This is a genomic window from Anaerobacillus sp. QJM3NY_17, from assembly GCF_056173665.1.
Map to the genome: position 1 here is coordinate 1,443,632 of NZ_CM149685.1, position 16,416 is coordinate 1,460,047.

Sequence of the window (16,416 nt, forward strand, 5' to 3'; positions counted from 1 at the left end):
TAATACATGTCCAAACGGCCTAAATTAGAAGTCTCATTTTGAATTCAGGGAAAAATATGCTATTATGCTCTTTTGGGTCGCGCAATATTTTGAAGAAGATGTGGAAAATTGTATAATGAAGGTTACTACTACCATTGGAATTGATGTGATGTGGATATGAAGCATTTTTCTATGTTTACTAAAAGTGAAATAAAAGAACGTTTTCCAGTGAGCTTCTATCAAAGAGGTCTCACCTATTTTCAGAATGGGCGCGTATCTGAGCTTACATATGATAAAGAAGATCAGTCTTATCGAGCTTATGTAAACGGAAGTTCTGAATATGGCGTGTTAATTGAGCTACTTGGTGATAACTGGTTTGGGTCTTGTGAGTGTCAAGCATTTGAAACATATGGCACTTGTAAGCATCTTGCTGCTGTGCTTATTGCAATCAGCGAGAAGGGGCCGGAAGAAAGTGAAAAGGAAAAACCATCACAGGTACCTCAATCACCACGAAGCTACAGTGAAACAAATCAGCTCATTCAAGTATTAAGTGATTATCAACCCGAAGCGAATCGCTCAAGATTGAGATCGGATCAGTTGAAGATTGAGTTTACATTGAAAGCGAGCTCTTACCCAACGCTTCGTAAATCTCAAGGGGATTCTCCGTGGACACTTGAACTTAAAGTGGGGATAAACCGTTTATATGTCGTGAAAGATATTCGCGCATTTCTAGATGCGGTTCTTGATGAGCAATCTTATTTGTTTACGAAAAAGTTCAGTTATGAACCAGATGAACATACGTTTCATGAACTCGATGAGCCTTTTATTCAACTTCTACTCGCAATAAGAAGGAATGAGAAGGTTTATTTGGATTTACCTGATAACTGGGGGCGTTTTACTGAAAACCGTGAATTGATTTTACCCCCACTGACAGCGAACGAGTTTCTTTCAGAGTTTTTAAAGCAAAATCGATTGATTCGGTTTGAATACAATCGGACGCTTTATGAAGAGACCGAGCTTTTTGATGGTGGGTTACCATTTTCGTTTGAAATTGAACAGCGGGATGATGATTACGTACTACAGTTAAATGGGTTTCAAAGTGCCGCTTATTTTCCTACTTATGGATGGTTATTTCATGATGAGAAGCTTTACAAACTGTCGAAAAAACAGCAGTCCTTATTAAGGGATCTGTCTCATTTTCGAAGTGCGGCTAGAAAAAGTGACTTATCCATTTCTCAAACACAGATTGAACCATTCCTTTCTCAGGTCGTTCCAGGTCTCAAAAAGCTTGGGGATGTAACGATCTCTGAACAGATCAATGAAAAAATCATTAACCCTGATTTGCGTGCGAGAGTCTATGTAAATGCAGAAGGACAGCGACTTCTAGTTAACGTTGAATATGAATATGGCGAAGATGTGATCAATCCTTTTAAAGATGATTCCCGGATCGTAAATGACCAGGGAGGCATTGTCTTAAGAGACAGTGAAAAGGAACAAACGATTATGTCTCTTATTGAACAAGCATCACTAAAATTCAACGGTAAAGAGCTATATGCAGAAGATGAAGCGGTGATATTTGACTTTCTTTACTGGACGATCCCAGAACTAAATGACCTTGCTGATGTGTTTCTAACAGAATCTGCACGGGGTTGGTTATTGGATGAATCATCGGCTCCAGTAACATCAGTAGATATGGATCATAGTGGAAATTGGCTTGATGTAAGCTTTGACATGAAGGGATTGGATGAAGAAGAAATCTCTCATATTCTTAAAGCCGTGATCGAAAAAGATCGCTATTATCGCCTTGCGAATGGTGCCTTCGTTTCAATTGAAAATGAAGATTTTCAACATGTTAGTCAGCTATTCGACGACCTGAATATAAAAGAAAAAGATATCGAAAGAGGAGAGCTTCATCTGCCACTCTATAGAGGACTCCAGCTCGACGAAAGAATGAGCGGTGGAAAGCACGCTTCACGTTATAGCAAGGCTTTCCGAGACCTTATCTCTCGTTTAAAGCACCCAGAAGACCTTCAGTTTGATCTTCCTACAGGGCTAGAAGCTGATCTTCGCTCGTACCAAATGACGGGCTATCAATGGCTAAAAGCACTTGCCCATTATCAGTTGGGTGGGATTCTTGCAGATGACATGGGACTAGGTAAGACATTGCAAAGCATTGCCTACTTGCTGTCTGAGAAAAAAGATAATCCAGAAGCGATGGCGCTAGTTGTCGCACCAGCATCACTTATTTATAACTGGAAAAAGGAGTTTGAGAAATTTGCTCCTGGACTTCAGATTGAAGTGAATACTGGTACGCCAAATGAGCGGAAAGAGCTTCTAAGTCAAGGGCTTCAGCCAGATGTTTGGATAACTTCATATCCGACGCTCAGGCAGGATATTGCCCATTATGAAACCATTCAATTTGATTCCGTTATTCTTGATGAGGCTCAGGCAATTAAGAATCCTGCCACAAAGACCTCACAAGCTGTGAGACAGTTAAGTGCTAAGAAGCGGTTTGCACTCAGCGGAACTCCAATTGAGAATTCACTTGATGAACTATGGGCACTTTTTCACTCGATTATGCCTGGATTCTTCCCGGATCAATCCACGTTCAGAAATTTACCACATGAGCGAATTTCGAGAATGGTAAAGCCATTTATTCTAAGACGTGTGAAGAAGGATGTACTTAAAGAGCTTCCTGATAAGATTGAGACGGTTCAAGTATCAGAGCTAACAAAACAGCAAAAAGAACTGTACATTGGCTACTTGCACCGTATTCAGCAGGAAACTAAAGAGAGCCTTGCAGGCGAAGGTTTCCAAAAAAACCGCATGAAAATACTAGCTGGACTTACTCGTTTAAGGCAGCTATGCTGCCATCCGTCTTTATTCGTTGAAAATTACCAGGGTCAATCGGGTAAACTTGAGCAGCTTTTAGATATTGTTACGACATCAATCGAAAACAAGAAACGTCTCCTGATCTTTTCGCAATTCTCGAGCATGTTAAAGATCATTCATCACAAGTTAACGGATTTAGGCTATTCCGCTTTCTACTTGGATGGTCAGACTCCTTCGAAAGATCGAGTTGAAATGACCGAGCGATTCAATGATGGTGAGAATGAAATTTTTCTTATCTCATTGAAAGCAGGAGGAACAGGTTTAAATTTAACTGGCGCCGATACGGTTATTTTGTATGATCTGTGGTGGAATCCAGCTGTTGAGGAACAGGCTGCGGGACGAGCTCACCGAATCGGACAGAAAAAAGTTGTTCAAGTTATGAGGTTAATTACCCAGGGTACCATCGAAGAGAAAATTTATGAGCTTCAGCAAAAGAAAAAAGAACTCATTGAGAAGGTTATCCAACCTGGAGAAACGATGATCTCTAGTCTATCTGAAGATGAAATAAAAGATATTTTGAGCATTTAATCGCTAGAACTTAAGGGTTTTACTTGGTTTGAATAGCCCTTATCAAAGTAACAAACACTACCTTATAGAGGGGTGTTTAGATGGATGTGTGTGAATTATGCGGAAGAACGGTTACCAAATGCACGCTTCACCATTTAACCCCTAAAGAAGAAGGCGGTTCTTTCAAACCAACCGCCTGGCTATGTGTGCCTTGTCATAAGCAAATCCATGCTCTTTATACGAACAAGGAGCTTGCTATTAGGCTCAATACCATTCCACAGCTCAAAGAAGACGATCGAATTCGTCGTTATTTGAAGTGGATAAAAAAACAGCCAGGAACGAAGAGTGTTAAAACGAAGAAGGCAAACAGTCGAAAGCAGAAAAAATAAATTTTCAAGTCGGTTTTTTATTTAAAATCCTTATAAAATGCAACGTTAATTGAAAAATCTCGAAAATGAGTTAGTTTAGATTCAAAATTCGGTGTTTCGACATTTTTTATAGTGGTATATGTAGATATAGGTAAAAAGGTACTAATTCTTAAGCTATAGGAAAAGAAAATTATTTTAAGTAGAGGTGAAGTGTATGAGAGGAAAAGTATCCTCCGTGTTTTGGAGCACGCTCATTATAAGTTTATTAATGGTTGCTTGGGGAGCGATCTCTCCAGACACATTACAGTCGTTGACGGCGAGTGCCCAAACATTTATTTCGAATAAGTTTGGGTGGTATTATCTAATTCTTGTAACACTGTTAGTTATTTTTTGTGTGTTTATTATTTTCACACCGTACGGGAAAATTAAGCTAGGAAAGCCCGACGAGAAGCCTGAATTTACAAGGTTAAGCTGGTTTGCCATGCTATTTAGTGCTGGTATGGGTATTGGACTGGTTTTCTGGGGTACAGCGGAACCGATGTCCCATTTCGCTGTTAATGCGCCTACGGCAGAAACTGGTTCACCCGCTGCCATTAAGGAAGCTTTGCAGTATTCGTTTTTCCACTGGGGTATTCATGCCTGGGCAATTTATGCCATTGTGGCGTTAGTTCTTGCATACTTTAAATTTAGACATGATCGTCCCGGCTTAATTAGTGCGACTTTATATCCAATTTTTGGTGAGCGCGTGAATGGTCTTTTTGGTAAAGTTATTGATACGCTAGCGGTTTTTGCAACAATCGTTGGTGTTGCGACAACATTAGGATTTGGTGCCGTTCAAATTAACGGTGGTTTATCGTTCCTAACAGATGTACCAAATAGCTTTAGTACACAGCTGATTATTATCGGCGTCGTTACGGTACTATTCATGATTTCAGCCTGGTCAGGGATCGGAAAAGGAATCAAATACTTAAGTAATGCGAATATAGGATTAGCAGGAGTTCTTTTCCTAGCGATGTTCATTCTAGGACCTACTGTTTATATTCTGAATATGTTTACAGATACAATCGGTTCTTATCTAACCAATTTAATGGCAATGAGCTTCCGTATTGCGCCATTAAATCCAGAGAACCGTGAATGGATTAATAACTGGACAATTTTCTATTGGGCCTGGTGGATTTCATGGTCACCATTCGTAGGGATCTTTATAGCCCGCGTATCAAGAGGAAGAACGATCCGAGAATTTCTCGTAACTGTACTTCTTGTTCCTTCGATTGTTGGCTTCCTATGGTTCTCAACATTTGGGATTTCGGGTATCAACATTCAACAGCAGGGAATTGCTGATATTGCGTCTCTAGCAACAGAGGAATCTCTCTTCGGTATGTTCCAGAATTACCCTCTAGGGCTTATTTTATCAATTATAGCGATAACCCTAATCGGTACATTCTTTATTACTTCAGCTGACTCCGCAACGTTTGTTCTTGGAATGCAAACAACTTACGGTTCCTTAAATCCTGGTACAAGCGTGAAGCTAACGTGGGGGGTTACACAATCAGCTATGGCTGCGGTACTTCTATACACTGGTGGATTACAGGCGTTGCAGAATGTATTGATTCTCGCAGCATTGCCGTTCTCCATTATTATGATATTAATGACCGTGTCCTTCTATAAAGCTTTAAAGAAAGAGAAATATTTAGTGGCGAAAGATCCAAAGCCTAAAAAAGAAAAACGAAAAGAAAAAAAAGCAGGTTCTGAACCTACAGATTCAACTGCACCTGCTACAAAATAGAGATTTGAGGCGATAAGGATTTCCTTATCGTCTTTTTTCTTTTTTGCATATACTAATTTGACTCATTGAATTGATTAACATAAACCGTAAAGAATTCAATATGTCACTATCCTCATTCATTAACTCAGGTGTCGGTCGCTCAATCTTTACTTTTACCCTCCGCCGTTATAAAATGATTTAGCATATAGGATATTATGGATAAGTGGGGATGAAAGATGACGGTAAGGTTGCAATCCACAAGTGAAAAAATCCTCGATCGTAAAGAGGAAATTGCACATTTAATTACAGTAGAGCAAAATAAAAAATTCCCAGATCAATTGGAGAGTCTATCTAATGAACTGCTCCCAATGCGTATTGAATTGGTCACCGTCTATGCTAAAGCGTTAGCGCTTGATGACGTTGAGAGTGAGCAGAAGATTAAAGAGTGGGGTATTGAGACTGGGGAAGAGTGTGCAAGAATCGGAACAACGCTTGATGCGATGTTAAGTGAGGTGCCTCATTATCGCAATTTTATAGGTGAAGTATTGAAGGAATATGCGATTGAGCAAGGCATGGGCATTGAAGAGCTTTATGAAATGATTTCAAAGCTAGATTATACAATGAATTTGGTCGTTTATTACTTTAGTATTCCTTATGTTGACTATCAAACAAATTTACTTGAGCAGTCTCGTAAAGAGATTCTTGAATTGTCAGCACCAGTCGTGCCTATTATGGATGGCGTTGCCGTTCTACCTTTGATTGGAACGATTGATACATACCGGGCGAAGTTAATCATGGAGGAATCTCTTCATCAATCCGTGAATCTCAATCTTAATTATTTTGTAATCGATCTCTCAGGGGTTCCCATCGTTGATACATTTGTCATTCAACAGCTCTTTCAAATTATTGAAGCTCTTAAGCTTGTTGGAGTGGAAGCGAGAATTAGTGGAATCAAACCAGAAATAGCCTTATCAGTCGTAAAGCTAGAAACAAATTTTGGTCAGGCCAACACATACTCAACATTAAAGCGAGCACTAGCCGATTTAGTGAATATGTCTTAAGTGAAACTGCCCTCACATTATGTGAAGGGCAGTTTTTATCAAGGTTGATAACCCCACTCATCCATATTAAATTGTAAAAAAAGATAAAACGACCTTACGATTAGATAACAAAAAACGGGACAAGTGGTTTAGAAAGCGGAAAATATGTGAATGGTTAACTATTGGATAAATGAAAGCTGGTGATTCTATGCTTACGGAACTATTTAATAAATCCAAACATACTGTTGTTTTAACAGGGGCAGGGATGAGTACAGAAAGCGGTTTGCCTGACTTTCGATCTGCACTCGATGGAATGTGGAATGAGGTAGACCCGCTTCAATTTGCAAGCAGAGATGCGATGAAATACGAACGAGATTTATTTGTTCGATTCTATAAGCAACGAATACAAAAGCTAAACGAAGCTTCTCCTCATAGTGGTTACTATCATCTTGCTGATTGGGAACGAAGCGGAAAGCTTGGTTGTATTCTGACTCAAAACGTTGATGGGTTTCATCAGTTGGCCGGTAGTCAAAACGTTGCGGAAATGCATGGCTCATTGCGATCGATTTATTGTGATGAATGTGGAGAAAAAGCTTCAAGTGAAAGATACATGAATGATGATTTTGTCTGCCACTGCGGGGGATTGAACAGACCTGGCATTGTATTATTTGGTGAACCACTTCCAATGAACGCGATTCATCAGGCGAAAGTGGAAGCGAAGAAGGCTGATCTATTTATCGTTCTAGGATCTTCACTAGAAGTATCACCCGCGAACGTATTCCCGATGGAAGCGAAACGTAACGGTGCTAAGTTAGTTATTGTTAATCAGGAGGAAACAGGGTATGACAGCGCAGCTGACCTTGTTATTCATGATAAAATAGGCAAGGTTCTAAATGATCTTGCAGAAGCTAAAGCACAATAGAACATGGAAACATAAAAAAATGCCGATGGATATCGGTGTTTTTTTATGGTCGAATTTACACTATTTTTCAAACATATTTAATAGTAAGATAAAAAGAGATAGAAAGGAGATGTCGGTGTTTGATAGTATTACAACCAATGAATGATTATGATTATAAACAATTTCTTGAAGTTTCGATTGATAGTTATGCAGCAGAAAAAGCTTCGGCAGGAAACTGGAAAGAAGAAGAAGCGTATGAAAAGTCTAAGCAGGAATTTGAACGATTATTGCCTAAAGGAAGGCATACCGAAGATCATTTCCTGTATACCATTGTAAATGCAGCTATAGAGGAAAAGGTAGGAATCTTATGGGTAAAGGAGGATAACGAAGCAAAGGAAGCATTTATCTATGAGTTTGCAGTAAATGAAGATAAACAAGGTAGAGGCTTTGGAACTGAAGCCATAAAGGCACTGGAAGTATTGTTAATGGAAAAAGACATTGAAGGACTTTCGCTTCATGTTTTTGGTCATAATACAAAAGCAATTCGCCTTTATGAGCGATTAGGATTTAAAACAACTAATATTAATATGAAGAAAAGCTTATAACTAAATTCTTATTTGTCTAATTGAAATGATGGGGGGAGGGTCTAAAATTGAATGAACTGAAACGGATGACTGTTTTTTGTGGATCTAGTGAGAATGTTGATAACCACTATTTTGAAGCCGTTGAGCAGCTTGGCAAGGAGCTTGCAGAGAAGGATATTGAAGTGGTTTACGGTGGGGGAAATGTCGGGCTAATGGGGGCGCTAGCAAGATCGGTTTTAAAAGCTGGAGGCAAAGTGACAGGGATCATTCCTCGTAAAATATATGATAATGTGACTCACATAGAGCTATCGAACTTAGTTATAGTCGATACAATGCATGAACGTAAAGCCAAGATGTATGAGTTAGGAGATGCTTTCATAGCGTTACCTGGTGGAATTGGAACCCTTGAAGAATTAACGGAGATATTCACCTGGTATCAGCTTGAATATCATAATAAACCGATTGGACTCCTGAATACAAAAGGCTATTATGAACGCTTTTATCTCATGCTTGAGCACATGGTAGAGGAAGGCTTTCTTCATAAGCAATATATGGAGCCGTTGCTTACAGAAGAAAACCCTGAGAAACTTGTTGCGATGATAAGTCGACATTCGGTTCCTATGATGAATAAATGGAAGCAGGATGATATAAGTGATCGCATTTAAATACCGGACATTCCGGTATTTTTTTGTGCTTTCCTATACTTAAAAGTATGATTGTTTATTCAATAAACACGCCTGAATTAATTAAGTATTCAGACGAAAAAGAAGGGATTATCTCTGTGAAAATGGAACTATACATACGCAAACCAAATATAAGAGAAGAAAGATGTGGAGGTTTCTAAATGTATATAACCATCGGTTCTTTATTCCTTCAAACGGTAAAAAAGTATGGTAAGAAAGAAGCGCTAGTTGATGTAGATCGAAATATAAGATGGACGTATAAGGAATGGAATAGTGAAGTGAATCGCCTCGCTAATGCTTTATTAGATGCAGGAGTTAAAAAGGGAGATCGGGTATCGACCTTTTTATTTAACACTGTGGAATTAGCTACGCTTTATTTTGCTAGTGCGAAAATAGGAGCTGTCATTAATCCAATTAATTTTAGATTGAAATCTAATGAGATCGCTTACATTATTGAAGATGCGAAGCCATCAATATTCCTATTTGAACGTGCTCTCGAACCGATTGTTTCAGAGATACAGTCTCAGTATCCGAATGTTTCTTTCTGGTCAATCGATGATCATGAACCCTCATACGCCGAGAGCTACGAGAAACATGTTCGTCTTTCGCATGATCAAGAGCCAGTAGCTGAAGTAGATGAGAACGATACGTATGCGATTATGTATACGAGTGGAACGACTGGTAGACCTAAAGGTGTCATGCATCGCCATCGTAATATGTTAGAGCAAAGCATCTTATGTGGAGCCTCTTTAAAGCTTACACAAGCCGACCGGGGACTTGTGGCAGCGCCAATGTTCCACTGTGCAGAATTGCACTGTAACTTTTTACCGAGAGTACACTTTGGTGCAGCAAATGTTATTGTTCATCACTTCGAACCGAAGAAAGTACTTGAAGTCATTCAAAACGAGAAAATTTCAGTTTTCTTTGCGGCTCCAACGATGTGGAATATGATTCTTCAAGAAGATTACGGTAAATATGATCGAAGTAGTTTAAGGGTAGGGCTTTATGGTGCTGCCCCAATGGCGCCTTCTCTTGTCGTTTCGGTAAAAGAAAAGCTTGGTATTCATTTAATTCAAGCTTACGGGATGACTGAAATGGGCCCAGCTGTAACATTTCTTGATGAGCACGAACAGTTAACAAAAGTAGGTTCTGCAGGAAGAGCAGCCTTAAACCATGAAGTAAGGGTTGTTCGTCCAAATGAACGAGGTCCTTCAGAACCTGATGACGTGCTTCCTCCTGGAGAAGTAGGTGAAATTATTGTAAAAGGACCATGTATGATGATGGGATATTTTAATCGCCCTGATGCATCGAATGAAGCGATGTATAAAGGGTGGTATCATTCAGGAGATCTCGGCTATATGGATGAAGATAGCTACCTTTACGTTTCGGATCGGGTGGATGATATGATTATTTCCGGTGGGGAAAACGTCTATCCGAGAGAGGTGGAAGATGTTCTCCATGGTCATGAAGGAGTTTTAGATGTGGCGGTACTAGGGCAGCCAGATGAGAAGTGGGGAGAGATCGTCACTGCTATTATTGTGAAGAAAGCGGAAGGGTTAACAGAGGCAGAACTCGATCGTTATTGTAAAGAAAGTCCAAACCTTGCTGACTATAAGCGCCCTCGGAAATATTTATTCTTAGAAGAACTTCCGCGAAATGCTAGCGGCAAAATACAAAAGTTCCGCTTGCGAGAAAAGTATCAAGTTAAAACAAATGAATCCTAAACGCTAAAACTAGCTAAGAACGGGGATGCTATTAAAGCAATATTAGATAATAGTGTTAATCCTTCGATAAATGACTCATTCACGTGTAAATGGATTTTGTTCTTTTATATTGGACAGGGATTGCGAAAGACCTGTATAATTGAAAAATTGTAGGAAGGAAGCGGGCATTCGCTCGCTTTTTTCAATGATTCGTATATTCATGAATTTTGAAATGGCGTACATACTAACATCGAATAGGAGGAGTTGCTCATGATTAAATTATTTACGGATAGTGATCTTGATGGAACGGCCTGTGCTCTTATTGCCGAGTTGGCATTTGAGAATGAAGCTGAGATCACACATTGTACATATCGTAATTTAGATGACAGGGTAGAATCATTTCTTCTACAAAACAGCGGAGATCCGGTGTTCATTACTGATTTATCTGTGAATGAGCATGTTGAAAAACATTTGGAGGAGCGTTATCAAAAAGGAAGTCATGTCCAAATGATCGATCATCATGCTACAGCGATGCATTTTAACGATTACGAATGGGGTTTTGTTGATCCAGGTGAAGATAAAAAAACGTGTGCCGCAACACTTTTTTATCAGTTTCTGTTGGAGAAAGAGAAAATTGAGCGCTTGGAATCGTTAGAACAGTTTCTTGAGCTTGTACGAAAGTACGATACTTGGGAATGGGAAGAGGATAATGAGGTCGATGCGAAACGATTGAATGATCTATTTTCTATTATGGGAAGAGAAACATTTAAATCCGAGATGCTGAGGCGTTTAACGCGAGATCCCGATTCCTTTGCTTTCAATGAATCAGAAGAAATGATTCTTGATCTAGAGGAGCGGAAAATCGAGCGTTACATTCATCAGAAAAATCGTCAGCTCGTTCAAATGGAAGTGGATGAATACTGTATCGGTCTTGTTCATGCTGAATCGTATCATTCAGAACTTGGTAATGAGTTAAATAAGCGAAATCCACATCTTGATTTCATTACGATCATCAATGATGGAAGCCGACGACTTGGTTTTCGAACGATTCATGATGAAGCAGATGTCTCTGAATTTGCTTCACGTTATGGAGGCGGAGGCCACCCTAAAGCTTCAGGTTGTGAAATGAATGAAGACACGTTTGGTATTTTTGTAGCGCCATCATTCGCTCTTAAGCCACTTCGTAAAGATCCTGAACGGAATAAGCTCAATGAGCGAAACAGTGAAAGTGGCTCTTTCTATGAGAATCATGAAGGGAAAATCATCTACATTCGTCCTAGTCGAAATGATCAGTGGGAAATCATGTGCCGCGGCGAGGTTGAAAAGAACGACTTCGAACACTTTGAGGATGCAGAACGATACGTCAAACGCTCTTATCATGCGTGGCTCCGTTCTGATAAGGAAGTCGTGGAAGACTTTGTCCGTATTCTTCCTCTTACAAAGAAACAAATCATCGATCGCTATCACTATATGATCAAGTCAATGCTTCATCAAGAAGAAGACGCTCTTAGCTGAGCGTCTTTTTCATATAGAATTCACATCGATTTTTCATCATTTTGTTTTCTTATTTCGTTAAAATAAAAGGATAGAAAGAGGCACAGTCGTTTTGTGTCTATGAGGTAATCCTGAATGAAAAAAGCTAGCTTCCTATTTGTTTTCTTCCTATTATTTTATTTGTATGGTAGCATGCGAAACCACGAAGCCATTTTTGAAGACGACGAGGGAGAGAACTCTTGGCGCTGATCAGTGCACAAAATCTGTTTCTTTTCTTTGATCCCGGGGTATAGAAGGTTACATGCCCATGGCACTCAACCATAGCGTTGCGAGCATGCATAATGGGTGTGAAAGGAGAAATCAGTGAAGCGAATGATCTTTAACAATCGCTATTCGCAAGTCCTTTACCAGACACAGAAAGCCAGGGAACGATGCTTAAAGTTTGAGAAGAAACCGTACATTAGGACGATCGCGACCGCTACTGGATTCTCAGAAGAAGAGATCTTAGAATCTCTCGAATTTGGTGATGTCGATTACATCATGAAGCTGCGTTTGCACTATAGCTAGACGTAACGTTGTGCGTTGTAGAGCCATTAGGGCATGTAACTCTTAGGTGAACTTTGTTCATAAAGAGAGCGGCTATCAGTGTAGCTGGAGGCTGATTATTTCAAAATGAAATAATCAGCTTTTTTTGTGTTTTTAACGTGACGCCTTTTAGAAAAAATAACTATTTTTCAAAAATAATGGAACCTTTTTCTGTTAGAGTCGTAGAAAGAGATGACATTATTTTGAAAGGTTGTGTACATAATGAACGAAGATTATGAAGAAAAAGGAAATGTAGCAAAGCCATCACTACTTGGAATGATTTGGAGTCCTGGAGAACAGTTAAGCCATATCCGACAAGCTCCTAAAGTATGGTTGCCCTTACTCGTTGTTACGGTATTATCACTGATCGGCGGGTGGTTGATGATACTTGGGCCAGGATTCGAAGAGCAGTTCGCTACAGGGGATTTACAGGGAGAAAATGTTGACGGTCTTATTTTATTTACTAAAATCATTACAATCGTGTCGGTTGGCGTTGGTCCGGTATTATCCATCCTCGTTGGTAGCTTTATTCTTTGGTTGATTAATAAAGCAACAAGCTCAGAAGCTACGTTCAAACAATTCTTCTCGATGAATACGTATATTGGGTTTATTGGAGCAATAGGTGCTGTTCTTAATGGACTTATTATTGCTATTGTCGGAGGCACAGTTGATAAGCTCTACACAAGTCTTGGTAGTTTAGTAAGTGGAGATGGATTTCTAGGTGGATTTCTGAATGGTATTGAGATCTTTGGAATCTGGACGATTATACTGACGGCTCTAGGTCTTCGCATTACTGCTAAATGGCCCAAAGGACTCGTATGGACAATCGCTATTATCCTTTTTGTTTTTACAATTGGCGGCGCCGTAATCACTGGTGTAACGAATAATATGTCAGGAATATAAGCAATGAAAAAGAAGATTTGGATTGCAATCGCTGTTGTTTTAGTCATTGTTATTGTAGTAGGTGTGAACATTTATCGGACTTATGCGGATAGCACGGCTACTGTTGAAGCTGAAAAAGCTATAAAGGAAGAAATAAATTCCACAGTTATGACTCCTGGAACGTTAGCAATGGCTGATGAAAGCACCCTTTATCAGGATCCTGCTAAGGGTGAAGTGAAGGAGGTTCTTGTTAAAGAAGGAGACTCCGTAAAAAAAGGAGATTCAGTACTTACATACGAGAATCAGGATTTAGAAATGGAGAAAGAGCAGAACGATATTAACATCGAGTCGCTATATCTACGAATCAATTCACTTGATAAACAAGAAAAGCGTTTAAACGAGAAAAAAAGCGACTTAGCTGATAAAGCTGGAGAAGAAGCAGCAGAAACGATGGAAGCAGAGCTTGATCAAGTGAAAATGGATAAGCGGATGGCGAATCTTGACTTACGTCAGGCATTATTGCAGCAAGATCGTTTGAAGCAGAAAATAAGCGAACTTGAAGTAACAAGTGACATTAGCGGTGTTGTGTTAGAAGCCAATGATGCAAACGCACCGCAGTCGACTCAAATGGAAAAGCCTCTTTTGCGAATTGGAAGCATGGAAAACCTTATCGTCGAAGGAACGCTTTCTGAATACGATACGTTGAACATTGAATCAGGTCAAAAAGTTACGATTACAACAGATGTGCTACCTGACGAAAAATGGGAAGCGGAAGTAATGGATGTAGGCTATTTACCGGAAGCATCGGGTGCTGAATCAAACGCTTCTGCTGTTCAATATCCGGTTACGGTTACATTAAAGAAGCCAGAAGAGTTGAATTTAAACCCAGGGTTCCAGATGATTCTTGAAATTGAAACGGAATCGCATGAAGCATTAACACTTCCATTTGAAGCGGTTCAGCAAGATGGGGAAGAATCATTTGTCTTTATTGTGGAGAAAGGCAAAGCTGTGAAACGCGAAATTGAAACAGGTTCTTCTACAACGAAGCGGATTGAAATTACGAAAGGGATCTCGACGGAAGAACAAGTTATCATCAATCCGCCGGATAAGCTTAAAGACAATATGGAAGTGACCGTAAAATGATCCAACTTGATGAGATTACAAAAAGCTATACCCTTGGTAAGGAATCGGTCAATGTTCTTAGAGGAATTAGTTTGGAAATTAATAGTGGTGAATTTGTTGCCATTATGGGCCCGTCTGGATCAGGTAAATCAACCTTAATGAATATAATTGGTTGCCTTGATCGCCCAACAACTGGATCTTATTTCTTAAATGAAGAAGATGTGTCGAAACATAAAGATCAGGAGCTAGCGAAAGTTCGAAATCAATCCATTGGTTTCGTGTTTCAACAGTTTCAATTATTACCAAGACTAACAGCGCTCAAAAATGTGGAACTTCCTATGGTTTATGCTGGTGCTTCGAAAAAAGAACGAGAAGAGCGCGCTAGAGATGCTTTGACGAAGGTCGGACTACAGGATCGAGTCGAACACCTTCCAAATGAACTCTCAGGCGGCCAGAAACAGCGTGTCGCTATTGCAAGAGCACTTGTGAATGATCCGTCTCTTATTCTTGCTGATGAGCCTACAGGAGCCCTTGATACGACTACTAGCGTTGCGATCATGGATTTGTTCGTTCAGCTTAATAAAGAAGGAACGACGATTGTTGTCGTCACACATGAACCAGAAGTAGCCGAGTATGCAAACCGTGTGATCTACGTGCGGGACGGTTTGCTAGGGCAGAATCCTCTTGCGAACAGGGGGCATACAACGTGAGTCTTTGGGAAAATATCAAAATGGCTTTGACGTCAGTCAAAGCCCATAAGATGCGTTCCATCTTAACGATGCTTGGCATTATCATCGGAGTTGCTGCCGTGATTGTCGTTGTTGCTATTGGGCAGGGCGGAGAGGCGATGCTTAAGTCTCAAATAGCCGGTGATGGAAACACGATTGAAGTATTTTACCAGCCTTCTGAAGAAGAAATGCAGCAGGGGAAATGGGAAGATAATCCCTTTACACAGGAGGATATCCGTCAGTTAGAGGGAGTGGAAAAGGTCTCGAATGTTGTGGCCTCTTCCTCTGAATTTTCTACCGCTCGACTTCGAGAAGAAGAAGCCGAAACTTCAATTACAGGTATCAATGAAGCTTATTTAGATGTGAACCAACTAAAAGTAGAAGAAGGACGTTCTTTTACAAGTGCTGATTTTCTCGGTGGTCGAAGAGTAGCCGTTGTAAGTGCAGCGATGCAGGAAGAATTATTCGAAGGTAAATCACCAATTGGAAAAATCATTCGAATTGGTGTTCAGCCTGTTGAAGTGATTGGGGTGCTTGAGAAACCAACAGGGCTTTTTGCGTTCGGTTCAGTAGAAACGTACATTCCTTGGACGGCAATGCGAAATATGCTCGGAACGAGTAACTACAGTCAGGTGACACTTCAAGTCGAGAACGCTGATGATATTCAACCGATTGGAGACCGTGCAACGTTATTATTAAATCAGCTACACGATACAGATGATTCTTATCAAGTTATTAATATGGAAGAAATTGCGCAAGGAATTGGGCAGGTAACGACCATTATGACAACCATAATTGGAAGTATTGCTGGAATTTCGCTTCTTGTAGGTGGCATTGGTGTGATGAACATTATGCTCGTTTCTGTAACGGAGCGAACGCGTGAGATTGGAATTCGCAAGTCTTTAGGAGCGACAAGGCAACAAATCTTGCTTCAGTTCCTCGTCGAATCCATTATTTTAACGTTAATTGGAGGAATCATTGGTATATTGCTAGGATCTGGTACAGCTTATCTTGTCTCCTTTTTTGCAGACTGGCCATCGTTAATCTCATGGCAGGTCGTTTTAGGAGCCGTCGTCTTTTCCATGTTTATTGGGATTGTATTTGGTTTATTACCAGCGAACAAAGCCTCAAGATTAGACCCAATTGATTCCCTTCGTTATGAATAATAAGAAAGAGGATGAGC

General features: G+C 40.0%; 14 protein-coding genes. All 14 read left to right on the forward strand.

Going from position 1 to position 16,416, the window contains the following annotated elements:
- Positions 1 to 156 precede the first annotated feature (156 nt).
- The 14 genes from AC0VYV_RS07795 to AC0VYV_RS07860 all read left to right on the forward strand — a co-directional run bounded on the left by AC0VYV_RS07795 (position 157) and on the right by AC0VYV_RS07860 (position 16,399).
- Entirely contained in the window at positions 157 to 3,399 is a 3,243-nt protein-coding gene (locus tag AC0VYV_RS07795; RefSeq protein WP_430242317.1) for a DEAD/DEAH box helicase, read from the forward strand.
- An 80-nt stretch (positions 3,400 to 3,479) separates the two neighbouring features.
- Positions 3,480 to 3,767 (forward strand): HNH endonuclease, encoded by a 288-nt coding sequence (locus AC0VYV_RS07800; protein WP_194221034.1) that lies wholly within the window; start codon positions 3,480 to 3,482, stop codon positions 3,765 to 3,767.
- 193 nt (positions 3,768 to 3,960) lie between these two features.
- Entirely contained in the window at positions 3,961 to 5,532 is a 1,572-nt protein-coding gene (locus AC0VYV_RS07805; RefSeq protein WP_430242312.1) for a glycine betaine uptake BCCT transporter, read from the forward strand.
- 215 nt (positions 5,533 to 5,747) lie between these two features.
- On the forward strand, positions 5,748 to 6,572 hold the full coding sequence (locus AC0VYV_RS07810; protein ID WP_475368797.1) for an STAS domain-containing protein: 825 nt from the start codon (positions 5,748 to 5,750) through the stop codon (positions 6,570 to 6,572).
- A gap of 187 nt (positions 6,573 to 6,759) precedes the next feature.
- Positions 6,760 to 7,473, forward strand: coding sequence for an NAD-dependent deacylase (locus AC0VYV_RS07815; protein ID WP_475369050.1), 714 nt, complete (start codon positions 6,760 to 6,762; stop codon positions 7,471 to 7,473).
- 119 nt (positions 7,474 to 7,592) lie between these two features.
- The gene (locus tag AC0VYV_RS07820) at positions 7,593 to 8,057 is read left to right on the forward strand and encodes a GNAT family N-acetyltransferase (RefSeq protein WP_430242308.1); all 465 of its coding nucleotides are present in this window, start codon (positions 7,593 to 7,595) and stop codon (positions 8,055 to 8,057) included.
- A gap of 47 nt (positions 8,058 to 8,104) precedes the next feature.
- Complete coding sequence (locus tag AC0VYV_RS07825; RefSeq protein WP_430242306.1) at positions 8,105 to 8,701, forward strand: LOG family protein; 597 nt, start codon at positions 8,105 to 8,107, stop codon at positions 8,699 to 8,701.
- A 179-nt stretch (positions 8,702 to 8,880) separates the two neighbouring features.
- Positions 8,881 to 10,443, forward strand: a complete 1,563-nt coding sequence (locus tag AC0VYV_RS07830; protein WP_430242304.1) for a fatty acid--CoA ligase — start codon at positions 8,881 to 8,883, stop codon at positions 10,441 to 10,443.
- Between the two features lie 249 nt (positions 10,444 to 10,692).
- Positions 10,693 to 11,937, forward strand: coding sequence for a DHH family phosphoesterase (locus tag AC0VYV_RS07835; protein ID WP_475367092.1), 1,245 nt, complete (start codon positions 10,693 to 10,695; stop codon positions 11,935 to 11,937).
- 342 nt (positions 11,938 to 12,279) lie between these two features.
- A complete protein-coding gene (locus AC0VYV_RS07840) occupies positions 12,280 to 12,483 on the forward strand; it encodes a hypothetical protein (RefSeq protein ID WP_430242300.1) in 204 nt (67 codons plus the stop codon).
- 240 nt (positions 12,484 to 12,723) lie between these two features.
- Positions 12,724 to 13,404: a YknW family membrane protein gene (gene yknW / locus AC0VYV_RS07845; protein ID WP_475367093.1), complete on the forward strand. Its 681-nt coding sequence runs from the start codon at positions 12,724 to 12,726 to the stop codon at positions 13,402 to 13,404.
- Between the two features lie 3 nt (positions 13,405 to 13,407).
- Complete coding sequence (locus AC0VYV_RS07850) at positions 13,408 to 14,526, forward strand: efflux RND transporter periplasmic adaptor subunit (RefSeq protein ID WP_475367094.1); 1,119 nt, start codon at positions 13,408 to 13,410, stop codon at positions 14,524 to 14,526.
- Positions 14,523 to 15,215, forward strand: a complete 693-nt coding sequence (locus AC0VYV_RS07855; RefSeq protein WP_430242295.1) for an ABC transporter ATP-binding protein — start codon at positions 14,523 to 14,525, stop codon at positions 15,213 to 15,215. The genes AC0VYV_RS07850 and AC0VYV_RS07855 overlap by 4 nt, the downstream gene beginning before the upstream one ends.
- On the forward strand, positions 15,212 to 16,399 hold the full coding sequence (locus AC0VYV_RS07860) for an ABC transporter permease (protein ID WP_475367095.1): 1,188 nt from the start codon (positions 15,212 to 15,214) through the stop codon (positions 16,397 to 16,399). The genes AC0VYV_RS07855 and AC0VYV_RS07860 overlap by 4 nt, the downstream gene beginning before the upstream one ends.
- Positions 16,400 to 16,416 lie beyond the last annotated feature (17 nt).